The following is a 23,200-nucleotide window of genomic DNA, read 5'->3' on the forward strand; positions in this document are numbered from 1 at the left end:
AACTCAAGGCGACTACCATTTTGCGAACATCATTGTTGCAAGCGCCGCCCATCGACGCCGCTTTGGAGACCTGATTGGCATCATTCCCTGGCTCCGCAGGCACCGCCGACGAGCTGTTGCTCAAGGTGTCGCCGCCGCGCGTCCCGCGCCATCTCGTCGCTCGCGCGCGCTTGCTCTCGGGTGAGGGCGGCCAGCTGGACTGCCCGGTGATCCTGGTGCAGGCGCCTGCCGGTTTCGGAAAGACCTCTCTGCTCGCGCAGTGGCGGCGTGAGCATCTGGCGCAAGGGGCCGTTGTTGCGTGGCTGTCCGCGCAAGAGGGGGACGAACCACGAAGGCTCTCGCAAAGCCTTGCGCTGGCAGTGCGCCAGGCAGCGGGGCGTCCCACCTTTGGCCACACGCTGCTCGAAGGATCCTCCGGTCTCGGCGAACTCGAGGGCATCACCGTCTGGCTCGCGGAAGTGGCACAGACTGCATTGAACGTCGTGCTGATGGTCGACGAAGCCGACCGCTTGCCGGCCGGCTCGCGCAGCGCCCTGGCTTACCTGATGCGTAATGCGCCGCCCAACTTGCGCACGGTCGTGGCAACGCGTGTCGATTGCAACCTCGACATCGATGACCTCATCGCCTACGGACAGTGCGCCGTCGTCGGGCAGGACGTGCTGCGCTTTCGGCTCGAAGAAACTCTCGAACTGGTTCGGGCTCGCTTCGCTGCGCAGGTCGACAGCGACACGGCGGCACGTCTTCACGAGTTGACGGAGGGATGGCCGCTAGGCCTCCAACTCGCATTGACGGTCGTCGAACGGGCCGCCGATCCTCGCGCCGAAGTGCAGGCGATGGCCACACATGGCGGCAAGCCGCGCGATCAACTCGTCGGCACGCTGCTGGCGAACCTGGACCCGAACGACCTCGGCTTCCTTACGCGCATCTCCATCCTCGACAGCCTGCATGGCGACTTGTGCCGCTCTGTCGCGCTGATGGACGACGCCGCCGAGCGGCTGGAGCGCATGTGCAACGACACCCCGGTGTTCATCACGAGCGAGCAGGGCGAATGGCTGCGGGTCCACAACCTGGCGCGCGATGCATTGCGCCAGCGTTTCGCGATGCTCCCCACCGATGAGCAGGCCCAGTTGCATGCACGCGCCGTGCCGTGGCTGGCCGAGCGTGGCCGGCTCGAGGCGGCCGCCGGCCATGCGCTGCTCGCCGGCCAGCACGATCTGGCCTACGAACTCGCCGAGCGCAGCCTGTACGAATCGACCATGCATGGCCGCACGGACGCGGTGGTCGAGTGGCTGGAGCGCCTGCCTGCGGCGGAGCTGGATCGGCGTCCGCGCCTCCTGCTTGCCATTGCGTGGGCCTTGGTGAGCGGCGAGCGGCACGAGGAAGCGGGGCGTCAGGTCGATCGCATGCTCGTGTTGCCCGGGGCCGATGAGGCGCTGCGTTGCGAATGCGCGCTCATCGTCAGCGGCGCAGCGGTGTTCGCGGACGAGCCCGATCGCTTCGCCCGCTTGCACGACCCTTGGGCCGAGGCGCCGCCGCTGGACGATCCGCTGCTGAAGCAGATCCATGCCAACCGCACTGCCTTTCGCACGCTGCTGGACGGCGATCCGGCGCTCGCACGGCTGAGGCAGCAGCAGGCGCCTCGGGCGCCCGGTGGTCGCACACCCGACTACGTGAAGCGGTGGGGCGAGTTCATCATCGCCATGAGCTACGTATGGGAAGGCCAGGTGCTGCTGGCCGACAATCTGCTGCGGCCGTCTCTGGCGGGCTCCGAGGCAACCCTCGGCCGGCGCAGTTCCTTCGTCGTGATGCAGGCCGCGCTGCTGGCTTCCGCCGTGTGGGAGCGCGACCGCCCGGACGAGGCTGTCGCCTTGCTGGCCAACCGTCTCGACGTGGTCGAGCGCACCGGACTGCCGGAAGTGCTGCTCCTGAGTTACCGGACCTTGGCACGCATCGCCGTGGCGGAGGGTGCGGAGCATCGCGCGATCGAGTTGCTCGAAGCGCTGCACGCAGTCGGCGTCTCGCGCCGACTGCCGCGGCTGCGCATCGCCAGCCTCTCCGAGCAGGTGCGCCTGCATGCGCGGCGCTACCGGGCCCAGACCTGCCGGGACCTGTGCGACAGGATCGATGCAGTCCTGGCCGAGGCGGGCTTGCCCGAAGGACCCCTCTGGCGACGCAGCGTCGGTCCGCTGCGGGAATTGGCGCTGGGCCTTGCGGCCATCGCGGCGCAGGACTGGCGCGGCGCGCTCGAACCACTGGCGCGCGCCGACGAAGTGGCGCAACAGGTCAAGCAGGGCCGCCTTCATATCGAGATCGTTGGACTTCGGGCGTTCGCGCTCGATCGTTGTGGCGAGAAGGCGGCGAAGCTGCTGTTGCGAGAGGTGGCCGGCCTGGCGCGTGCCTATGGACTTCTGCGTGTGTTCGAGGACGCCCATCCCGATCTCGGCACCTGGGCACGGGAGATCGAAGGGACCGAGGCGCGCATGTCTGCCAGCGGCATGATGCCCGGGACGCTGCCCCGCCCGGAGGCGGTGCGTGAACCGGCGCAACTGCCTGCGACGCCGAGCACCGCCCTCACGCCGAAGGAGCGCGAGGTGCTGGCGCTGTTGACGCGCAATCTGTCGAACAAGGAAATCGCCCTGGCGATGCAGGTCGGCGAAGAAACGATCAAGTGGCACATGAAAAACCTTTTCGCCAAGCTGGATGCGGGATCGCGCAAGCAGGTGGTGCTGCGCGCGCGCATCCTCGGCCTGCTGCAGTAGGCCCCGACTTGTAACGGTCCAGCGACACAAATGAGGCCACCCCCCTCTGCAATGGGGGGGAGTGCGGGCTTGTCTCTCCTTAATCTTCGCTGACTCGGGCGCAGCCGCACAGGGCAGGCGCCATCCGCGACACACGAGGCCGATCCGGCCCCCAAAGGAGACAAGCAGCATGACCCCGTCCAGCTCCGCGAATTCGCTTCAAGGTGCACCCGCCATCGTCCACGCTTCGGCGCTGAAGACATCCCTCCGCGTGGAGCCATTGACCTGCACGATCGGCGCCGAGATCGGCAATGTCGACCTGGGTGCCGCGTCGCGCGACGCATCGCTGATGGAGGAAATCCGCCGCCTGCTGTTGAAGCACCGGGTGATCTTCTTCCGCGACCAGGACATTACGCGCGCCGAGCACGTGGCCTTCGCGCGCCACTTTGGCGAACTAGAGGAACACCCGGTCGCCGGCAGCGACCCGGATCACCCGGGACTGGTGCGCATCTACAAGTCGCCCGACACCCCGAACGACCGCTACGAGAACGCTTGGCACACCGACGCGACCTGGCGCGAGAAGCCGCCGTTCGGTTGCGTGCTGCATTGCGTCGAATGCCCGCCCGTGGGCGGCGACACGGTGTGGGCCAACATGGTCGAGGCCTACGCGCATCTTCCCGAGGAGATCAAGACCAAGATCGCCGACCTCCGCGCGCGCCACAGCATCGAGGCCAGCTTCGGCGCGGCGATGCCGATCGAAAAACGCCTGGCGCTGCGGGCCCAGTTTCCCGATGCCGAGCACCCGGTGGTGCGCACCCATCCGGAAACCGGCGAGAAGGTGCTGTTCGTCAACGCTTTCACGACGCACTTCACCAACTACCACACGCCGGCGAACGTGCGCTTCGGCCAGGACGCCAATCCCGGCGCGAACCTGCTACTGAACTACCTCGTGAGCCAAGCCAATGTGCCGGAATTCCAGGTGCGCTTCCGCTGGACGAAGAACACCGTCGCCTTCTGGGACAACCGCTCCACCCAGCACTACGCGGTCATGGACTACCCGCCCTGCCATCGAAAGATGGAGCGCGCCGGGATCATGGGCGAAGCGACGTTCTGAACCGCGCGCCTGTTCTCGTTTCACCCTCAACACACAGAAAGACAAACCATGAATTTCCTCGACGGATCGCTGTTCCCCGAAAACCAGGACAAGCTGGTCATCACTGCCGCACCTTATGGCCCCGAGTGGATTCCGTCCGATTTCCCACAGGACATCCCGGTCACGATGGAAGAGCAGGTGCAGAAGGCGGTCGATTGCTACAACGCCGGCGCCTCGGTGCTGCACCTGCATGTGCGCGAGTTGGACGGCAGGGGCTCCAAGCGGCTGTCGATGTTCAACGAGCTGATCGCCGGCGTTCGCAAGGCCGTGCCCGACATGGTCATCCAGGTCGGCGGTTCGATCTCCTTTGCGCCGGAAACCGACGGCGCCTCCGCGAAGTGGCTGAAGGACGACACGCGCCACATGCTCGCCGAGCTCGATCCGAAGCCGGACCAGGTCACGGTCACCGTCAACACGACGCAGATGAACGTGCTGGAGCACATGGAAGCCGAAGACATCGCGGGCACGTCCCTGGCCGACCCGGAGATCAACGCGGCCTACCGCGAGATGATCGTCCCCTCCGGCCCCGGCTTCATCGACGAGCATGTGCGCCGCCTGAGCGCCGCCGGCATCCAGAGCGCGTTCCAGTTCTACAACATCAACAGCTACGAGACGGTCGAGCGCCTGATTCGCCGCGGTGTTTACAAGGGTCCGCTGGTGATGAACTGGGTGGCGATCAGCGGCGGCATGGACGCGCCGAACATCTACAACCTGGCCAACTTCCTGCGTGCCATCCCCGACGGCGCCATGCTGACGGTGGAAAGCAGCATGCGCAATGTGTTGCCCATCAACATGATCGGCATGGCCATGGGCCTGCACGTGCGCTGCGGCATCGAGGACAACCTCTGGAACCAGTCGCGCACGGAGAAGATGACGTCGGTGCAACAGATCGAGCAGCTCGTGCGCATGTCGCGCGAGTTCGGCCGCGAGGTCGCCAACGGCAAGGAAGCCCGCGAGATCCTGAAGATCGGCGTGTTCTACGAGACCGTCGAAGAGACTCTGGCCGCCAACGGCTTTGCGCCCAACCCCAAGGGACGCCAGCAGGGCTACCTGCGCAAGGTGGCGTGAGCATGACGGCCGCTCTTTCCATGCCGACGGTCCTCATCGTCCCCGGGCTGCGCGACCACGTGGACACGCACTGGCAGACGTTTCTGGCCGCGGACCTGGAGGCCCGCGGCCGCAGGGTGCGCACGGTGCCGCCCATGGGGCGCGACGATCTCGACTGCGCGGCCAGAGTCGATGCCATCGAGCGTGCCGCCAACCTCATCTCGGGACCGCTGGTCGTCGTCGCCCACAGCGGCGGCACCTTGATGGTCGCGCACTGGGCGCGGCGGACGCGGCGCCCGGTGCAGGGAGCACTGTTGGCGACGCCGCCGGATTTCGAGCGCCCCATGCCGGAGGGCTATCCGACGGTCGAGGCTTTGCTCGACGCCGGCTGGCTGCCCGTGCCACGCAGGACGCTGCCCTTCCGCAGCATCGTCGCGGCGAGCCGCAACGATCCGCTCGCGGCCTTCGACCGTGTCGCCACGCTCGCCCGCGACTGGGGGAGCGAACTGGTCGACATGGGCGAGGTCGGCCATCTCAACCCGGCCTCGGGATACGGACCCTGGCCGCTCGCCGAGTACCTCATTCGCGACCTTTCCACGCCGCTCGCCGTGGCCGACTGACGCTGCCGCGATTCAACACACATCCAAGGAAACCCCATCATGTCCAAAGCCATACGTCTGCACCAGACGGGCGGGATCGAAGTGCTCCAGCTCGAGAACGTCGAGGTCGGCGATCCCGGCCCCGGCCAGGTTCGCATCCGGCACACCTACGTCGCGGTCAATTTCATCGACATCTATTTCCGCACCGGCCGGTATCCGATGCCACTGCCCAACGGCCTCGGCTCCGACGCCGTCGGCGTCATCGAGGCCGTGGGCGAGGGCGTGACCGACCTGCACGCCGGCCAGCGCGTGGGCTACCTCATGGGCCCGCAGGGCGCCTATTCGGATGTGCGCGTGATGCCCGCCGAGTGGCTCATCCCGCTGCCCGACGGCATCTCCGACCGCACGGCCTCGACGCTGATGATGAAGGGCATGACGGCGCAGTACCTGTTCCGCCAGGTCTATCCGCTCAAGGGTGGCGAGACCATCCTCTACCACGCCGCCGCCGGTGGCGTGGGCCTGATCGCCTGCCAGTGGGCGCGCGCGCTGGGCGTCACCATGATCGGCACCGTCTCCTCGGACGAAAAGGCCGCCGTTGCCAGGGAAAATGGCTGCACGCACACCATCGTGACCACGCGCGAGAACATCGCCGCGCGCGTGCGCGAAATTACCGACGGCAAGGGCGTGCCGGTGGTCTATGACTCGGTTGGTAAGGACACCTTGCAGGCCTCGCTCGACAGCCTGCAGCCGCGCGGTGCACTGGTAAGCAACGGCACCTCTTCAGGGCCGGTCGTGATCGACACGATGCAGCTGGCGGTCAAGGGGTCGATCTGGGTCACGCGCCCGGCGATGGTCCACTACGCGGCGCCGCGTCCGCACATGCTCGACATGGCCACGGAGCTCTTCGACCTGGTGCTGGCCGGCAAGATCCGCGGCGAGCCAAAGCAAATGTTCGCGCTCGCCGATGCCGCCGAGGCGCACCGCGCGCTGGAGTCGCGCCGCACCACCGGCGCCACGGTGCTGGTGCCCTGAGGCCCGCCCACCCGGTGCAGACTGCCATGACGCCCACACTCCAAGCCCGCCCTGGCGACGCCGAGGGCTACCTGATCGGCCGGCGCCAGGCCTGGTTCGCGTTCGCGATGACCCTCGGCCTGATGATGGTCGACTACATCGACCGCCAGGTCATCGTCTCGCTGTTCCCCTACCTCAAGGCCGATTGGGGCCTGTCCGACAAGCAACTCGGCGGTCTCGTCTCGGTCGTGTCGGTCACTGTCGCGCTGGGCGCGCTGCCAGTCGCGCTGATCGCCGACCGCTCCAGCCGCGTGCGCAGCATCGTCGCCATGGCCACGATCTGGAGCATGGCCACCATCTCCTGCATGTTCACGCGCAACTACGGGCAGCTGCTCGCGGCGCGTTCGCTGGTCGGGCTCGGCGAGGCCGGCTACGGCTCGGTGGGTGCGGCGCTGATCGCGAGCCACTTTCCGGCGCGGCTGCGCGGCGCGCTCCTGGCCGGTTTCTTCGCCTCCGCATCGATCGGTTCGGTGCTCGGCGTGATGCTCGGCGGACTCATCGCAGCGCGCTGGGGCTGGCAGGCGGCATTCGGCGTTGTCGGATTGCCCGGCCTGATGCTGGCGCTGCTCTATCTCAAGGTCCGCGACTACCGCACCGTCGAACTCACCCCCCGGCTCGAACGGGCGGCGCGCTCCACGCGCAGCGCAGCCATCGCAGTGGCGCAAGGCCTGTTCCGCTCGCGCACGCTGCCCTGGGTGTGCGTGGGCGGCGCAGCGCAGCTCATCGTCGTCTCGGCAGTGTGGTCGTGGTTGCCGAGCTTCCTGAATCGCGTGCACGGACTCGCGCCCGAGCAGGCCGCCGTGCGCGCGGCTCTCGTGGTGCTGTGCGGCGCGGTCGGCAGCGTGCTGTGGGGTGCGGTGATCGACCGCGCCGGCACACGCCGTCCGCATGCCAAGCTGCATGCGATGGCATTCCTATGCGTCGCATCGCTGCTGGTGCTGGGCACGGCCTTCGGCGCGCAGCGCTTCGGCATCGCGTTGTCGGCGCAGGCCCAGTTCGCGCTGATCGCGTTCGGCGGCTTCCTCATGACCTGCACCGTGGGGCCGGTCTCCGCCGTCGTGATCGACGTCATCCATCCAGGCGTGCGTGCCACCGGCTCGTCGGTGCTGGCGCTGTTCCAGAACCTCTTCGGGCTGGCCGCCGGCCCCTTCCTTGCGGGCGTGCTTTCCGACGCGTGGGGCCTCGAAACCACGCTCGCCGTGATGCCGGCCTTCGGCATCCTGGCGGTGCTGGCCTTCATGGCCGCGGCGCGCAGCTACGGCGGCGATCTGCTGCGTGCCAGCGAAGCGCCTGCCGACGATGCATCGGACAGCTCGCCTATCCCAGCGCGCAAGGCCATGGCCTGAGCGCCCACCAACCTTTCATCTTCCAGGACAAGACACCATGAACGGCCTCATGCAGCACCAGCCGCTGCTGATTTCCACGCTCCTCACCCATGCCGAGCGCCACCACGGTTCGCAGGAAATCGTCTCCCGCCGCGTCGAGGGCGACCTGCACCGCTACACCTTCCGCGATCTCGCGCAGCGCGCGCGCCGCATGGCCGGTGCGCTCGCGGCGATGGGCATCGAGCCCGGCCAGCGCGTCGCCACGCTGGCTTGGAACGGCTACCGCCACCTGGAGCTGTACTACGCGGCCTCGGGCTCGGGCGCCGTCCTGCACACGCTCAACCCGCGCCTGCACGCCGACCAGGTGACATGGCTGGCCGACCACGCGGAAGACCAGGTCCTGTTCTTCGACCTGACCTTCCTGCCACTCATCGAAGCCGTCGCCTCGCGCGTGAAGACCATCAAGGCCTTCGTCGCGATGACCGATCGCGCCCACATGCCGGTGTCGCCGAGCCTGCCGGGCCTGCTGTGCTACGAGGACCTGATCGATGCGCATGAGCCGGACTTCGTCTGGCCGCGCTTCGACGAGAACGCCGCCTCGTCGCTCTGCTACACCTCGGGCACCACGGGCCATCCGAAGGGCGCGCTCTACAGCCATCGCTCGACCATGCTGCACACCTTCGCCGCGGCCATGCCGGATGCGCTGAACTGCTCGGCGCGCGACGTCATCCTGCCGGTCGTGCCCATGTTCCATGTCAACGCCTGGGGCCTGCCTTACGTGGCGTGCATGGTGGGCGCCAAGCTCGTGCTGCCGGGCCCGTGGCTCGATGGCAAGTCGCTCTACGACCTGTTCGAGAGCGAGCGCGTGACCATGTCGGCTGGCGTGCCGACCGTGTGGCAGGGGCTGCTTGCGCATGTCGAATCCAACCGCCTGCGCTTCAGCACCATGCGCCGTACCGTCATCGGCGGCTCGGCCTGCCCACGCGAGATGCTGCAGACCTTCCAGGAGCGCTACGACGTGCACGTGCTGCACGCTTGGGGCATGACCGAGACCAGCCCCGTGGGGACGGTGTGTGCGCTGAAGCCCACGCAGATGGCGCTCGAAGGCGATGCGCGGCTCGCGGTGCAGGCCAAGCAGGGCAGGGCGGTGTTCGGTGTCGACATCAAGGTGGTGGGCGACGACGGCCGCGAACTGCCGCGCGACGGCGCAAGCGCCGGCGAGTTGATGGTGCGCGGGCCATGGGTCATCGCGGAGTATTTCCACCACGACGGTGGCGACCCGCTGGTGCGCGATGCCGAGGGCACCGGCTGGTTCCCCACCGGCGACATCGCGACCATCGACGCCGACGGCTTCATGCAGATCACCGACCGCAGCAAGGACGTCATCAAGTCCGGCGGCGAGTGGATCGGGTCGATCGATCTCGAGAACATCGCCATGGACCATCCGGACGTGCACATGGCGGCCTGCATCGCCGCGCGGCATCCCAAGTGGGACGAGCGTCCGCTGCTGGTGGTCGTGAAGAAGCCCGGTGCTCAACTCACCCGCACCGAACTGCTCGGCTTCTACGAAGGCCGCATCGCCCGCTGGTGGACTCCGGACGACGTGGTCTTCGTTGACGAGATCCCGCTCGGTGCCACCGGCAAGATGCAGAAGAACAAGCTGCGGGATCTGTTCCGGGACCACCGGCTGCCCACGGCCTGACGCACGATGTCCACCCTGTCCATCGCCGCCTGGCCGGCGCGCGGCCGCCTGCTTTTTCCCGGCGTGCTGGCAAGCACGGTGGTAGCCGCGGCCGCCACCTTCCTGTCGCAGCACTACGGTGCGCCGGTCATGCTGTTCGCGCTGCTGCTCGGAATGGCCATGAACTTCCTGTCGAGCGACGGCCCCTGCGCGCCCGGCATCGAACTCGTGGCGCGGCAGGTGCTGCGCGTGGGCGTGGCCTTGCTGGGCCTGCGCATCACGGCCGCGCAGGTCGTGGCATTGGGCTGGCAGCCGGTGCTGCTGGTGCTGCTCTCGGTGGCACTGACCATCGGCCTGTCGATGCTCGCCGCGCGCCTCATGGGGTTCCAGCGCGTGTTCGGCCTGCTCACCGGCGGGGCGACGGCGATCTGCGGCGCATCGGCGGCGCTCGCGCTCGCGGCGGCGCTGCCGGCGCATCCCCTGAAGGAGCGCGCCACGCTCTTCACAGTGGTGGGCGTTTCGGCCCTGTCGACGCTGGCCATGATCGTCTACCCGATGCTGGCCCACCTGCTGGGACTCGATGACCACCAGGCCGGCGTGTTTCTCGGCGCCACCATCCATGACGTGGCGCAGGTGGTCGGCGCGGGTTACGGCATGTCGCGCGATACCGGCGATGTCGCCACGCTGGTGAAGCTGATGCGTGTGGCGATGCTGCTGCCGGTGATCGTGTTCGCCGTCGCATTCGGCCGCGCCGCCGCGCGCTCGGGCCAGGTCATGGGCAAGCGGCCACCGCTGCTGCCGTGGTTCGCCGTCGCCTTCGCGGCGCTGGTCGCGGTCAACAGCGCAGGCTGGATCGCCGGGCCCATCGTCTCGCTCGGCGGCGACCTGTCCCGCTGGTGCCTGGTGTCCGCCATCGCCGCCATCGGCATGAAGACCCATCTGCGCGATCTCGCCTCGGTCGGCCTCAAGCCCGTGATGCTGATGCTGGGCGAAACCATCTTCCTCGCGTTGCTCGTGCTTGCATTGCTGCGCTGGGCATCCTGAAATCACACAATCCAGAGTTCAAGCATGACCTTCGATTCCAAAGCCCGCCGCACCCTGTGCGCCGCAATGTTCATCGGCGCGAGCCTGTTCGCGCCCGGCGCGCAGGCGCAGGCTCCGGCAAAGTGGCCGGAGAAGCCCTTGCGCATCGTCGTGGCTGGTCCGGCCGGCGGCTCCGCAGACGTCATTGCGCGCGTGGTGGCCGACGGCCTGTCGCGCGAGATCGGCCAGCCGGTGATCGTCGATCCCAAGCCCGGTGCTGCCGGCGTGCTCGCGGTCAACGAACTGTCGCAGGCGCCGCATGACGGGCACACGCTGCTGGTCGGCGTCAACTCGCTCGTGAGCGAGATTCCGCACATCGTCAACCTCAAGGTCGACATGGCGACCGAGATCAAGCCGGTGGCCGAGCTGGCGCGCGGCGGCCTCGTCATGGTGGGCACGCCCTCGCTGCCCGCACGGAATTTCGGCGAGCTCATGGCCTGGGTCAAGGCCCAGCCCGGCAAGGTCAACTACGCGTCGTACACGGCCGGCACGGTGTCGCACGTCCTGGGCCTGCAGCTCAACAAGGCGGCCGGCATCGACATGGCGCATGTGGGCTACAAGGGGTCGACACCGGCTCTCACCGACGTGATGGGCGGCCATGTGCAGCTCATGTTCGATGGCATGGCGACCTCACTGCCGCTCATCAAGGCCGGCAAGCTCAAGGCCTTCGCGGTGAGCACGCCGAAGCGCAACGCGGCGCTTCCGGACGTGCCGACCTTCGCCGAACTCGGCTATCCGCAGCTCGAAGCCATCGGATGGATGGGCTTGTGGATCAAGCCCGATGTGCCAGCGCCAGTGCAGGCGCGCCTGCGCGACGCAGTGCTCAAGGTGCTCGCACAGCCCGCAGTGCGCGAGCGCATCGAAGGCACCGGCCTCGAGGCCGGCCAGCCGCGCAGTCCCGAGCAGATGTCGAAATCTCTGCAAGCTGACTACGCCCGCATGGGCGAAGTGCTCAAGTCGATCAACTTCAAGCCGGAGTGACGCAGGCTGCCGAGCCCCGCGTCCGGGACATCCAGCCTTTCTCGCACTCCGCGCCCTCGTGGTTCACCACGAGGTTCATCACACCCGATTCTTCGTAGCGCTCGCTGCCGCGCCAGCATCGAGCGCCGCGAGCGCTTCGACCATCGCACCACAGGTGGATGGCACGGCGCATCGGAAGGGGACTGGCGATTGCGAGCACCCCCGTCCCCCCAATCAAGAGGGGGAGCCGCAACCCCTCCAAAACCCAGAATTCCCAGCGTGAACCGAGTGGCCGTGCGCTGCCGCCGGCTCGCACCATCGCAACAACACCTGGAGTTTTCTTGAACCATCCGAGACCCCTCGCAGGGGCCACCCTTGGTCGTCCCTCTGCCCGACTCAGCGCGGTCGGCATCGCTGTACTCGCCGCCGTGTTCGCCACGGATGCCGCCCACGGCTTCGAGATCAACACCGGCAATCCCGACCTCGAGGTGCGTTGGGACAACACGGTGCGCCTGAACTACGGCAACCGTGTCGAAAGCCGCGATCCCAAGATCGGCAACAACGTCGTGTCCGACGAAGGCACCTACAGCTTCGATCGCGGCGACGCCGTGACCAAGCGCCTGGACCTGCTGACGGAACTCGACGTCGTCTACAAGAAGAACTTCGGCGCGCGCGTCAGCGCCGCCGGCTGGTACGACGGCGCCTATGGCGACAACAGCCAGACCAACCCGCTGCCGCCGCTGTCGAACATCCCGAGCTACATCAACAAGCGCTACAGCGACTACACCTCGCGCTTCTACCAGGGGCCTTCGGGCGAAGTGCTCGACGCCTTCGTGTTCGGCGGCACCGACATCGGCAACGTGCCGGTGCGCGGCAAGCTCGGCCGCCAGACCCTCTACTGGGGCGAGTCGCTGTTCCTCGGCGGCAACCTCCACGGCGTGGCCTATGCGCAGAACCCGCTCGACCTGCAGAAGGGCTTCGCCACGCCCGGCGTGGAGGCCAAGGAGCTGTTCCGTCCGCTGAACCAGGTGTCGGGCTCGGCGCAGATCACCGACACGCTGTCGGTGGGCGCGCAGTACATGTTGCAGTGGGAATCCTTCCGCTACCCCGAAGGCGGCACCTACCTGGGACCGGTGGACTTCGCCTTCAACGGCCCCGATCGCCAGTTCCTCTCGCAGGCCCTTGGCTTCGCGGCCCGCGGCAACCCGTCCGAGCCCCGGAATAGCGGTGAAGGCGGCCTGTCGGCGCGTTGGAGCCCGGCGTGGCTCGACGGCACGATGGGCTTCTACTGGCGCAACTTCGCCGACAAGCTGCCGCAGACCTTCCTGACGCGCGTCGGGCCCGGCATCAGCCGCTACAACCTGATCTACGCCGACAACATCGACATGTACGGCGTGAGCCTGGCGAAGAACATCGCCGGCATCAGCGTCGGCGCGGAACTCTCCTATCGCCACGACACGCCGCTGAACAGCACCGTGCTGGGCATCGCGCCGGGGCTGCCCGCGCAAGGCGACACCAAGGGGCCGCGCGGCGACACCTACCACGGCCTCGTCAACGCCGTGGGCGTGATTCCGAAGACGGCCCTGTTCGACACCGCCTCCTGGGCGGTCGAACTGGTCTGGTCGCAATGGTCCAAGGTGCGCAGCGGCGCCAATCTCTTCTTCGCCGAAGGCTTTGCTCCCTGCCTCGGCAAGAACAAGTGGGACGGCTGCACGACCAAGAACTATCTCGGCACGGGCATCGCCTTCACGCCCACGTGGTTCCAGGTGTGGCCTGGCGTGGACCTGTCGATGCCGGTCAGCTACGCCGTCGGCTTGAGCGGCAATGCCGCCACGGTCTTCGGCGGCAACCAGGACAACGGCAACTACAGCATCGGCCTGGGTGCGGACGTGTACCAGAAGTACCGCTTCGACCTGAAGTACATCGACTATGTCGGCCGCTACCGCGCCAACGCCACACAGGTGATCGCGCAGAACGGCTTCACGACGCTGCTGAAGGACCGCGGCTTCATCAGCCTGACCTTCAAGACCACTTTCTGAGTATTTCCGGGCCGCTCGCGCGGCCATCCAACCACCCCGGGGGCATCAAGGAGCCCCGGGGGCGGACCTTCTTTTTCCTTGTACGGAAACGATGATGAACATTTCAAGACAACTCCTCGCCGGCCTGGTCGCCGCATCCACGGGGCTCGCGGCGCATGCCGCGCTGAGCGCCGACGAAGCCAAGACCCTCGGTGCCACGCTCACGCCGGTCGGCGCCGAGAAGGGCGCCAACAAGGACGGCACCATCCCCGCCTACACCGGCGGGCTGACGTCGGCGCCCGCCGGCTTCAAGGCCGGCGACGGCGTGCGGCCCAACCCGTTCGCGGGCGAGAAGCCCCGCCTCGTCGTCGACGCCAAGAACATGGCCGAGCACGCGGACCGCCTCACCGAAGGCACCAAGGCGCTGCTGCAGAAGTACCCGAGCTTCCGCGTCGACGTCTATCCCACGCACCGCAGCGTGGCCTTCCCGAAGTTCGTGACCGACAACACCGCTAAGGGCGCCGTCAACGCCAAGACCACCAACGACGGCCGCTCCATCGAGGGCGTGCATGCGGGCTTTCCGTTCCCGATCCCCAAGGACGGCTACGAAGCGATGTGGAACCACCTCGTGCGCTTCAACGGCCAGAGCTACGAAGCCAAGTACCGCAACCTCAACGTCGACGCCAACGGCCGGCCCGTACTCGCCACCGAAGGCGTGAGCGTGCAGGACTATCCGTTCTGGGACACCGCCAAGCAGGATGCCGACACCTTCTGGCGCATCAAGCTCTCCTACACCGGCCCGGCCCGCCGCGCCGGCGAGGCGCTGATGATCGTCGACCCGCTCGACATCGGCCAGAAGGACCGCCGCGCCTGGAGCTACCTGCCCGGCCAGCGCCGCGTCAAGGTCGCGCCCGATCTCTCCTACGACACACCGAACCCCGGTACCGCCGGCGCCACCACTTTCGACGACACCTTCATCTTCAACGGCTCGATGGACCGCTTCGACTTCAAGCTCGTGGGCAAGAAGGAGATGTACGTGCCCTACAACGCCTACGAGGCGGTGTACCAGGCCAAGCAGGACGACCTGCTCAAGCCCAACCACCTGAACCCGGATCTGGTGCGCTGGGAGCTGCACCGCGTGTGGGTCGTTGAGGCGAAGCTGCGCGACGGCAAGCGCCACGTCTACGGCAAGCGCACCTTCTACCTCGACGAGGACTCGTGGGCGGCCCTGGCTTCGGACAACTACGACGCACGCGGCCAGATGTACCGCGCGGGCTTCGCCTACATGGCGCCGAGCTATGACCTGCCGGCACCGTACACGGACATGTTCGGCCACTACGACCTGGTCGCCCGCGTCTATTCGCTGACAGGCTTCATCGCCGAGACCGGCGGCATGCGCTACACGAAGCCGATGTCCGACCGCGACTGGACGCCCGACTCGCTGGCCGGCTCCGGCATCCGCTGAGCGGACCCGGAAGGCATGAGGGAGCAGGGAACATGACATTCGATCCATCGCGGCGCTCGCTCATCGGGGCGCTGACACTGGCCTGCGGCGGGGCCACCGTCGCGGCCTTGGCAGCGACAGCCGCCCCCGGCAAGGAATGGCGCGACGTGCTCGACACCCCGGCCGTGCGCAGCCCACTGGGCGCTCGCTCGCTCATCAACGGGCTGGCCCGTGCGGGACATCGCATCGTCGCCGTCGGCCAGCGCGGGCATGTCCTGCTGTCCGATGACGGCGGCGCGAGCTGGCGGCAGGCCGAAGTGCCGGTCAGCTCGGACCTGGTGGCGGTCTGCTTTCCGACGGAAAGACAGGGCTGGGCCGTGGGCCACGACGGCGTGATCCTGCGCAGCACGGACGCGGGCCAGAGTTGGACGCTCCAACTCGACGGCAGGCGCATGGGCGGTCTCGTGGTCGACTACTACGAGCAGCGCGTGGGCGCAGCGCAGGGGCTCGAGGCCCAGCGCGCCGCGGCCCTCCTCGACGAAGCCAAACGCTTCGCGGCCCAGGGTGCGGAGAACCCCTTGCTCGATGTCTGGTTCAAGGACGCACAAACTGGCTATGCGGTGGGCGCCTTCGGCTTGGCCTTGCGCACCAACGACGGCGGTGCGCGCTGGGAGCCGCTGATGCATGCGCTGGACAACCCCAAGAGCCTGCACCTCTATGCGGTCCGGTCCGTCGCCGACGACGTCTTTGTCGTGGGCGAACAGGGGCTGGCGTTGCAGCTCGAAAGCGCCACGGACCGCTTCGTCATCCGTGAGACGCCCTACAAGGGCACTCTGTTCGGCATCGTTGCCGGCACGCGTGCGTTGATCGCCTTCGGCCTGCGCGGCAGCGTGGTGCGCAGCACCGACGGCGGCCGGAGCTGGTCCCAGGTCACCACCGGCGTGCAGACCGGCCTGACCGCGGGCCTGCGCCGGAGCGACGGCCGCATCGTGCTGGTCAGCCAGGCCGGCCACGTCCTCGTCAGCCAGGATGACGGCGCGAGCTTCCAGTCATTGCGCGTCGATCAGCCCATGCCTGCAGCCGCCGTGGCCGAAGCCGCCGGCGGCGCCCTCGTCATCGCCGGGCCACGCGGCGCGGCGCGCCCATTGCCGCTGTCCTGAACGCGGCCGGAGTTTCCTCATGCACACCCCCCTCGATTCCGAGAAGGATCACGAGCACACGACGCTCGACACCTTCGACCCCCGCTCCGGTTCCATCCTCGAGCGGCTGGTCTTCAATCACCGTCTCGTGGTGATGCTCATCTGCGCGTTCGTCACAGTGGTGCTGGCGGCGCTCGCTGTGAGCCGGCTGTCGCTCAACGCCAGCTTCGAAAAGATGATCCCGCACGGTCATCCCTACATCCAGAACTACCTGGAGCACAAGAACGACCTGCGTGGCCTTGGCAACTCGCTGCGCATCGTGGTCGAGAACAAGCGCGGCGACGTCTACGACGCGGGCTATCTCGACACGCTTCGCAAGATCAACGACGAGCTGTTCCTGATGCCAGGCGTGGACCGCGCCTGGCTCAAGTCGCTGTGGACGCCTTCCGTGCGATGGACGGAGGTCACGGAGGAGGGCTTGCGCGGCGGCCCCGTGATGCCGGACGGCTACGACGGCTCGGCACGAGCCACCGAACAACTGCGGGGCAACATCGCGCGCTCCGGACTGGTCGGAAGTCTTGTCGCGAGCGACTTCAGGTCCAGCATGATCGTGGTGCCCCTGCTCGACAAGGACGCGACCACCGGCCAGCGCATCGACTACCGTGCGCTGTCGCATGCCATCGAGCAGCTTCGAACCCGCTACGAGGCCACACCGGCCGGCGAATCCCAGGCCGTTCGCATGCACGTGGTCGGCTTCGCCAAGCTCGTCGGCGACCTGATCGACGGGCTGCACCTGATGGCGCTCTACTTCGCCGTGGCCGCGCTGATCGCCGCGGCCATCATCTACCTCTACACGCGCTGCGTGCGCAGCACCGGACTGGTGATTGCGTGTTCGCTGATCGCGGTCGTGTGGCAACTCGGGCTGGTCGCGGCCTTCGGCCTCGAACTCGATCCCTACTCGATCCTCGTGCCTTTCCTGGTGTTCGCGATCGGCGTCTCGCACGGCGCGCAGAAGATGAACGGCATCATGCAGGACATCGGGCGCGGCGCGCACCGGCTGGTCGCGGCGCGCTTCACCTTTCGCCGGCTGTTCCTGGCCGGCCTGACCGCATTGCTCGCGGACGTCGTCGGCTTCGCCGTGCTGATGGTGATCGACATCCCGGTCATCCAGGAGCTGGCGCTGACCGCCAGCGTCGGCGTGGCGGTGCTCATCTTCACCAACCTGATCCTGCTCCCGGTGCTGCTTTCCTATGTCGGCGTGAGCCCCGCAGCGGCGGCGCGCAGCCTGCACGCGGAAGAGGGCGCGGGCAAGGCACGCGGCTTCGAGCGCCTGTGGAACTGGCTCGGGCATTTCGTCGAACGGCGCTGGGCCTTGCGCGCGGTCGTGGCGAGCGCCGCGCTTGCAGTGCTCGGCTTCGGCGTCAGCCAGGGCTTGAAGATCGGCGATCTCGATCCCGGCGCACCGGAGCTTCGGCCCGACTCGCGCTACAACCGCGACAACGCCTACATCACGGACCACTACGCGCTGTCGAGCGACACCTTCGCCGTGATCGTCAAGACCGCGAAGGAAGGCTGCCTGAAGTACCCCACGCTGGTTGAGGCCGATCGCCTTGCCTGGACGCTGCAGCAGCTTCCCGGCGTGCAGACCACGGTGGCGCTGACCGGCGCGGTGCGCCAGATCACCGCGGGCAGCAACGAGGGCAGCCCGAAGTGGCTCACCATCGCGCGCAACCAGGACGTGCTGAACTACGGCGCACAGCAGGCGAGCGTCAACAATCCGGACCTCTTCAACACCGAGTGTTCGGTGATGCCCGTGATCGCCTACCTGTCGGACCATCGGGCCGAGACGCTCGACGGCGTGGTGCGAGCGAGCGCGGAGTTCGCGCAGGCCCATGACAGCGAGGACCGCAAGTTCCTGCTGGCCGCCGGCAGCGCCGGCATCGAGGCCGCCACCAACATCGTCGTGCGCAAGGCCTGGGGCCAGATGCTGCTGCTCGTCTATGCAGCGGTCATCGTGCTGTGCTTCATCACCTTCCGCAGCTGGCGCGCGGTGGTGGTCGCCGTGGTCCCGCTGGTCATCACCTCCGTGCTGTGCGAGGCGCTCATGGTGGCGCTGGGCATCGGCGTCAAGGTCGCCACCTTGCCGGTCATCGCGCTCGGCGTGGGCATCGGCGTGGACTATGCGCTGTACCTCCTGAGCGTGCAGCTTGCCTTCCAGCGCAAGGGCGAATCACTTGGGCAGGCCTACCGCCGAGCGCTGCAGTTCACGGGCAAGGTGGTGGTGCTGGTCGGCATCACGCTGGCGGCGGGCGTGGTCACCTGGGCGTTCTCGCCGATCAAGTTCCAGGCCGACATGGGCATCCTGCTGGCCTTCATGTTCGTGTGGAACATGGTGGGCGCGGTCGTGCTGATTCCGGCGCTGTCGCACTTCCTGCTGCCGGGGCGCGATGTGAGCCAAGAAGCAAAGAAGTCTCTGGAGCCAAAGGGAGGACGCCAGCCGCGTGTCGTGATCCAGGAGTCATAGATGTGCAATTCGAGCCATTCGATCTACTATCGATGGCCGCTGCGGCAGCCCGCCGTGCGAAGGATGGAGGCACACATGAGGATCTGGATCATCCCGCGGGTCGCGATGCTCGCCGCCGTGCTGGCACTGTGCGGCTGCACCTACTACGCGCCACCCGCCTATCCAGTGATGGCCCCGGCCAACTTCGATCGCTCCTTCGACGCAGCGGCGCCTGCGATGCGCGACCAAGGGCTCGCGATCCACACCGAGGACCGCGCCAGCGGCATGATCATCGGCACGCTCGGCGGAGGCACCGTGTCGACCAGCGTGCGCCGGCAGGCGGATGGCAGCGTGCGCGTGCAGTTCGACGCCACGGGACCGCGTGATCCCGCGCTGATCGATCGGATCTCGCGAGGCTACGACAGCCGCATGGGGCGCTGACCTTCCACCGCATGCTCCCCGGCCAATGACGCTTCGACTGCGATTCACGGCCCGGATGCGCTGGAGGTGCGTCGGAATAGCCGGGATTGCCGCATGCAGCGGTACGGCAGGACAGACCCCACCGCCGTTCGACCCGGCCATGCCGGCGCCCGGCCTGGCTGAAGCCGCCCGCGCGCAATCCGGGGCCGACAAGCGGTCCGATGCCGGGACGGACGCGTCGGCGCTGCTCGAGCGCGGCCGCGCCTCCCTGCGAGCCGGCGATCGCTACGCGGCCCTCGCCGCCATCGCGCAGGCCCGGCGCTTTCAACTCGACAACGCCGAGATTGCGCAGGCCCTGGCCGATGTGCTGATGGAACTGGGCGCCTCGAGTGCCGCGGCCCATGCGCTGGGCGCGCGCGCTGATGCGGGCGTGCGCAGCCGCGTGGCCGGCCAACGCCTGCGCTGGGCCATCGACATCCCCCCGCTTTCGCCGGATCCGCGGCGGCGCTTCGACGATGTGGATCCGGCACTGGCCCGCCTGGACGAGTTGCTCGCCGAGGCGCGTGCCGCCGCCCCGCCGGACGCAGGGCTCATCACTCGCCTGCAGCGCGACCGTGCGGTGGCCCTGCGCCATCGCGAGCGCTGGAAGGAGGCGGTGGACCAGGTGGGCTTGCTGCGCGCGACGGGCGACGCCGTTCCGGCCTATGTCCTCCAGGCGGAGGCGGACGCGCTGCTCGCACTGCGCCGCCCCATGGATGCGCGCCGCGTCTACGAAGAGGCCCTGCAGCGCCTGTCGCCGGCAGAGCGCAAGGACGAGGACGGTCCGTGGCGGTCGATGATGACCGGGCGCGCCTACGCGGAGACGGAGAGCGAGGACTTCGACGCCGCCTTCGCCACCGTCGACGCCCTGCTGGCCGCTGCAGGGCCGCCGTGGCGCAGTGCCGGCGAGCTGCAGACGCCGCGCGGGAACGACACCTGGCTCGAAGCGCAAGCGCTCGACGCCGCCATGCGCAGCTATGCCGACATGCCCGCCGCCGCCTGGGCGCGCATCGCACCGCTGGAGCGCGGCGCGCCGGCCCTCCCATGGCTGCGCGCGCAGGCGGCCGATGTCGCTGCACAGCAGGGCTGGCCCCGTCAGGCCGAGGACGGCATCGACATCGCCGCGGCCCTCGCACCCGAAGACTTCGGCATCCGCGTGCAGCAGGTGGATTCGGACACGCGCCGACATCGCCTGCTGCGGGCCGAGGAGCGCCTGGCGCCGCTGCTGGAGCAAGGCGCGGACATTCCACGCGTGCAGCAGGTGCGGCGGGAACTCGACGCCGCAATGGGCCCCAGCGTGCGATTCGAGCTGGGAGGCAGGCACACCGACAGCCAGGCACTTCAAGGGCCCGGAAACGGCGGGGAGGTCAGCCTTCAGGTCGAGTCCTCGACCTTTGGGGGCACATGGCGGCTCATCGGTCTGGCCGACAGCAGCTCCGACTCCCTGGAGGAAGGGCGCGCCAAGCGCCATCGCGTCGGCGGCGGGGTGCAGGCGCGCTGGCCCGATTGGAAGCTGAATGCGTTGGCATGGTCGCAGACGGGCTCCCTGAACACTTCCGGCGGTTCGCTCGCCGCCCAGTGGGAGCCGACCGATCACTGGACCTTCCTGGCGGACGCCGCGAAGCATTCGCCGGACGCCCCGTTGCGCGCAGACTTCCACGGCATCACCGCGGATGCGGTGCGCGGCGGCCTGCGCTATGCGTGGAACGAATCGACGGAGGCGGGCCTGAAGGCGCAGTACATGGACTTCAGCGACGGCAACAAGCGGGATCAGGTGACGATCGACGGCACTCTCAAGCTGCTCGATCGGCCGCACCTGGACGTCACGCTCAAGCCGCGCGTCGAATGGCAGCGCAACAGCTTGCTGGTCACGCCGTATTTCAATCCGAAGGAGTCATGGCTGCCTTCCATCGAGGCACAGGTGGAACATGTCATGTGGCGCGTCTACGAGCGCACACTCCTGCAACGGCTGCGACTGACCGTGGGCATGTTCGAGCAACGCTTCTTCGGCGGAAACGCGGTGGGCGGCGCCGCGTATGAACAGACTTGGCGCCACGATCCCTGGACCGAGCTGACCTGGGGCATCGAGTGGGCGAGCAACGTGTACAACGGCCAGCGCGAGCGCACCCTGAACGGCTACCTGAAGCTTGAACACAGGTTTGGAAGATGAGCGCGAACCATGTCATGAACACCGCGATGTACGCCCTGGCGCGCGTGCTGTTGCTGGTGGGCGCGTGCATTGCGGTGCGGCCCGCCTTGGCGCAACAACCATCGTCGGTGTCGGCATCGACGCCGACCTTCGCAAGTGTCGCCCTCCATGACGTGGTCGATTCCAAGGGGGAACTCGACGATGACGCGGTCACCACCGACCGCTTGGTGAGCTTCTTCGACTGGCTGGTCGGCAACGGATGGACCGCGGTCTCGCTCGATGACATCGCGCGCGCGGGTCGCGGCGAGGACGCGCTGCCGGCCAAGGCCGTGCTGATCACTTTCGATGATGGCTACCGGAGTCTGTACACCCGCGTCTATCCGTTGGCCCTGGCCTACGGCTTCCCGATCATCGCGGCGCTGGTGGGCAACTGGATGGAGCCGCCCGCAGGCTCGATGGTGAAATACGGCAGCCGCATGGTCCCGCGCGAGCGCTTCATCACCTGGGATCAGGCGCGCGAGATGCAGCGCTCGCGGCTGGTTGAATTCGCGCTGCATAGCCAGGCGCTGCATGCTGAAGTCGTCGGCAACCCGCAGGGCAACACCATGCCCTCGGCGGTGACGCGCAGCTACGTTCCCGGCGTTGGCTACCAGAGCGAAGCCGACTTTGCAGCAGCATTGCGCGCCGACCTTGCGAGCGGGCGCGCCATGCTGCAGCGCGAACTGGGCCGCGCGCCGCGTGCGTTGGCCTGGCCCTACGGTCGCTACAACGCCCTGGGCACGCAATCGGCGCGCGACCTGGGCTTCGAATTTGCTCTCGTGCTCGACCGGGGGCCCGCATTCTTGAACGAGCCTTTGAGACTGGTCCGCTACCTGCCCACCTACAACCCGCCGCTGCTGGAACTGGCGCAGAGCCTGCGGCCCGATCCGAACGAAAGACGCGTGGATCGCCTGGTGTGCCTCGACCCGGCCGCCTTGTGGGCCGGCGATGAGGTCGCCAGCAATGAACGCCTGGGTCGCGCGATCGAACGCGTGCGAGCACTGGGCGTGACCGGCCTCGTCGTCGATGCGGTACGCCACGACGCGCAGGGGCGAATCACCGCCGCCTGGTTTCCGACACGCGAACTGCCGCTGGCGGGAGACTGGCTCTCGCGCGTTGCCTGGCAAATGCATACGCGCGCCGACGTGAAGGTCTACGCCCGTCTGCCTCACCGCCGGGCGCTCGCCGCGTTGGGCGATGAAGCGCGCGTGCAGCGCCTCTATGAGGATCTGGGCGCACTGGTGCCATTGGACGGCTGGCTGCTCGAAGACGCCGGGCCGCTGGCACAGCCGGTGCGCTTCGACGATCCGCCGCCGCTCTTCGAGCATCGTCCGGGCATTCCCCTGAGCTGGTCCGCGTGGGTGGTGCGCGAACGGCGACGTTCGATGCTCAAGGCGCTTGGCCGCACCGACGGGCCCGACGCACTGGGGTGGAGGGCTTTCGCCGCCCTGGATGCCGCCCGACCCGGACTGGAGTTGCTGTGGCTCGCGCCGACGCGCGCCGTCGCCGCGCCGCACCCGCTGGCAGAAATCAGCCTGGTGCCAACTGGCTTCGGCGATCCGGTCGCCGACAACCGCCTCGCGCGTGTCGATCCCACGCTCTTGAGCTGGTTCACCGGCTCCGCGCCGCCCGATGCACGCCTGCTCACCCGCAAGGCCGTCGACTTCCAGCGCCACGGCGGCGTCTCGCTGGGCTGGTGCCCCGACGATCCGGTCGCCGACATTCCTGCAGCGGCCGTCGCGGCGCCCGGGGTGTCGGCGTCCATCTTCCCGCTGCGACGTTGACGCGGGAG

16 protein-coding genes are annotated in these 23,200 nt (G+C 68.0%); all 16 read left to right on the forward strand.

Going from position 1 to position 23,200, the window contains the following annotated elements:
* The first annotated feature begins 74 nt into the window (after positions 1-74).
* The 16 genes from QTI24_RS02675 (at position 75) to pgaB (ending at position 23,192) form a co-directional block, all read left to right on the forward strand.
* Positions 75-2,759 (forward strand): winged helix-turn-helix domain-containing protein, encoded by a 2,685-nt coding sequence (locus QTI24_RS02675; RefSeq protein WP_286598149.1) that lies wholly within the window; start codon positions 75-77, stop codon positions 2,757-2,759.
* Between the two features lie 169 nt (positions 2,760-2,928).
* Positions 2,929-3,852 (forward strand): TauD/TfdA dioxygenase family protein, encoded by a 924-nt coding sequence (locus QTI24_RS02680; RefSeq protein ID WP_286598151.1) that lies wholly within the window; start codon positions 2,929-2,931, stop codon positions 3,850-3,852.
* A 48-nt stretch (positions 3,853-3,900) separates the two neighbouring features.
* The gene (locus QTI24_RS02685) at positions 3,901-4,959 is read left to right on the forward strand and encodes a beta-keto acid cleavage family enzyme (protein WP_286598152.1); all 1,059 of its coding nucleotides are present in this window, start codon (positions 3,901-3,903) and stop codon (positions 4,957-4,959) included.
* Between the two features lie 2 nt (positions 4,960-4,961).
* Positions 4,962-5,558, forward strand: coding sequence for an RBBP9/YdeN family alpha/beta hydrolase (locus QTI24_RS02690; protein ID WP_286598153.1), 597 nt, complete (start codon positions 4,962-4,964; stop codon positions 5,556-5,558).
* 39 nt (positions 5,559-5,597) lie between these two features.
* Entirely contained in the window at positions 5,598-6,569 is a 972-nt protein-coding gene (locus QTI24_RS02695; protein ID WP_286598154.1) for a quinone oxidoreductase family protein, read from the forward strand.
* A gap of 26 nt (positions 6,570-6,595) precedes the next feature.
* The gene (locus tag QTI24_RS02700; protein WP_286598155.1) at positions 6,596-7,954 is read left to right on the forward strand and encodes an MFS transporter; all 1,359 of its coding nucleotides are present in this window, start codon (positions 6,596-6,598) and stop codon (positions 7,952-7,954) included.
* 37 nt (positions 7,955-7,991) lie between these two features.
* Positions 7,992-9,635: a 3-(methylthio)propionyl-CoA ligase gene (locus QTI24_RS02705; protein ID WP_286598156.1), complete on the forward strand. Its 1,644-nt coding sequence runs from the start codon at positions 7,992-7,994 to the stop codon at positions 9,633-9,635.
* A 6-nt stretch (positions 9,636-9,641) separates the two neighbouring features.
* On the forward strand, positions 9,642-10,658 hold the full coding sequence (locus QTI24_RS02710) for a YeiH family protein (RefSeq protein WP_286598158.1): 1,017 nt from the start codon (positions 9,642-9,644) through the stop codon (positions 10,656-10,658).
* A gap of 24 nt (positions 10,659-10,682) precedes the next feature.
* Positions 10,683-11,678: a Bug family tripartite tricarboxylate transporter substrate binding protein gene (locus QTI24_RS02715; protein WP_286598159.1), complete on the forward strand. Its 996-nt coding sequence runs from the start codon at positions 10,683-10,685 to the stop codon at positions 11,676-11,678.
* Positions 11,679-11,998: 320 nt separating this feature from the next.
* The gene (locus tag QTI24_RS02720) at positions 11,999-13,696 is read left to right on the forward strand and encodes a DUF1302 domain-containing protein (RefSeq protein WP_286598161.1); all 1,698 of its coding nucleotides are present in this window, start codon (positions 11,999-12,001) and stop codon (positions 13,694-13,696) included.
* 94 nt (positions 13,697-13,790) lie between these two features.
* The gene (locus QTI24_RS02725; protein WP_286598162.1) at positions 13,791-15,140 is read left to right on the forward strand and encodes a DUF1329 domain-containing protein; all 1,350 of its coding nucleotides are present in this window, start codon (positions 13,791-13,793) and stop codon (positions 15,138-15,140) included.
* A gap of 32 nt (positions 15,141-15,172) precedes the next feature.
* A complete protein-coding gene (locus QTI24_RS02730) occupies positions 15,173-16,279 on the forward strand; it encodes a WD40/YVTN/BNR-like repeat-containing protein (protein ID WP_286598164.1) in 1,107 nt (368 codons plus the stop codon).
* Positions 16,280-16,298: 19 nt separating this feature from the next.
* Entirely contained in the window at positions 16,299-18,782 is a 2,484-nt protein-coding gene (locus QTI24_RS02735; RefSeq protein ID WP_286598166.1) for an efflux RND transporter permease subunit, read from the forward strand.
* Between the two features lie 75 nt (positions 18,783-18,857).
* Positions 18,858-19,202: a hypothetical protein gene (locus QTI24_RS02740; protein WP_286598167.1), complete on the forward strand. Its 345-nt coding sequence runs from the start codon at positions 18,858-18,860 to the stop codon at positions 19,200-19,202.
* Between the two features lie 139 nt (positions 19,203-19,341).
* A complete protein-coding gene (gene pgaA / locus QTI24_RS02745) occupies positions 19,342-21,390 on the forward strand; it encodes a poly-beta-1,6 N-acetyl-D-glucosamine export porin PgaA (protein ID WP_286598168.1) in 2,049 nt (682 codons plus the stop codon).
* On the forward strand, positions 21,387-23,192 hold the full coding sequence (pgaB, locus tag QTI24_RS02750; protein WP_286598169.1) for a poly-beta-1,6-N-acetyl-D-glucosamine N-deacetylase PgaB: 1,806 nt from the start codon (positions 21,387-21,389) through the stop codon (positions 23,190-23,192). Before pgaA ends, pgaB begins: the two co-directional genes overlap by 4 nt.
* Positions 23,193-23,200: the final 8 nt, after the last annotated feature.

The sequence above is a fragment of the Variovorax sp. J22P240 genome, assembly GCF_030316855.1.
In the GTDB taxonomy this organism is placed as follows: domain Bacteria; phylum Pseudomonadota; class Gammaproteobacteria; order Burkholderiales; family Burkholderiaceae_C; genus Variovorax.

Bases quoted from the DNA above. Each gene is read 5' to 3' on its own strand.
- QTI24_RS02730 (WP_286598164.1), top strand. From the start codon at position 15,173: ATGACATTCGATCCATCGCGGCGCTCGCTCATCGGGGCGCTGACACTG.
- QTI24_RS02695 (WP_286598154.1), top strand. From the start codon at position 5,598: ATGTCCAAAGCCATACGTCTGCACCAGACGGGCGGGATCGAAGTGCTC.
- QTI24_RS02690 (WP_286598153.1), top strand. From the start codon at position 4,962: ATGACGGCCGCTCTTTCCATGCCGACGGTCCTCATCGTCCCCGGGCTG.
- QTI24_RS02700 (WP_286598155.1), top strand. From the start codon at position 6,596: ATGACGCCCACACTCCAAGCCCGCCCTGGCGACGCCGAGGGCTACCTG.
- QTI24_RS02710 (WP_286598158.1), top strand. From the start codon at position 9,642: ATGTCCACCCTGTCCATCGCCGCCTGGCCGGCGCGCGGCCGCCTGCTT.
- QTI24_RS02735 (WP_286598166.1), top strand. From the start codon at position 16,299: ATGCACACCCCCCTCGATTCCGAGAAGGATCACGAGCACACGACGCTC.
- QTI24_RS02680 (WP_286598151.1), top strand. From the start codon at position 2,929: ATGACCCCGTCCAGCTCCGCGAATTCGCTTCAAGGTGCACCCGCCATC.
- pgaB (WP_286598169.1), top strand. From the start codon at position 21,387: ATGAGCGCGAACCATGTCATGAACACCGCGATGTACGCCCTGGCGCGC.
- QTI24_RS02705 (WP_286598156.1), top strand. From the start codon at position 7,992: ATGAACGGCCTCATGCAGCACCAGCCGCTGCTGATTTCCACGCTCCTC.
- QTI24_RS02740 (WP_286598167.1), top strand. From the start codon at position 18,858: ATGAGGATCTGGATCATCCCGCGGGTCGCGATGCTCGCCGCCGTGCTG.
- pgaA (WP_286598168.1), top strand. From the start codon at position 19,342: ATGCCGGCGCCCGGCCTGGCTGAAGCCGCCCGCGCGCAATCCGGGGCC.
- QTI24_RS02685 (WP_286598152.1), top strand. From the start codon at position 3,901: ATGAATTTCCTCGACGGATCGCTGTTCCCCGAAAACCAGGACAAGCTG.
- QTI24_RS02715 (WP_286598159.1), top strand. From the start codon at position 10,683: ATGACCTTCGATTCCAAAGCCCGCCGCACCCTGTGCGCCGCAATGTTC.
- QTI24_RS02725 (WP_286598162.1), top strand. From the start codon at position 13,791: ATGAACATTTCAAGACAACTCCTCGCCGGCCTGGTCGCCGCATCCACG.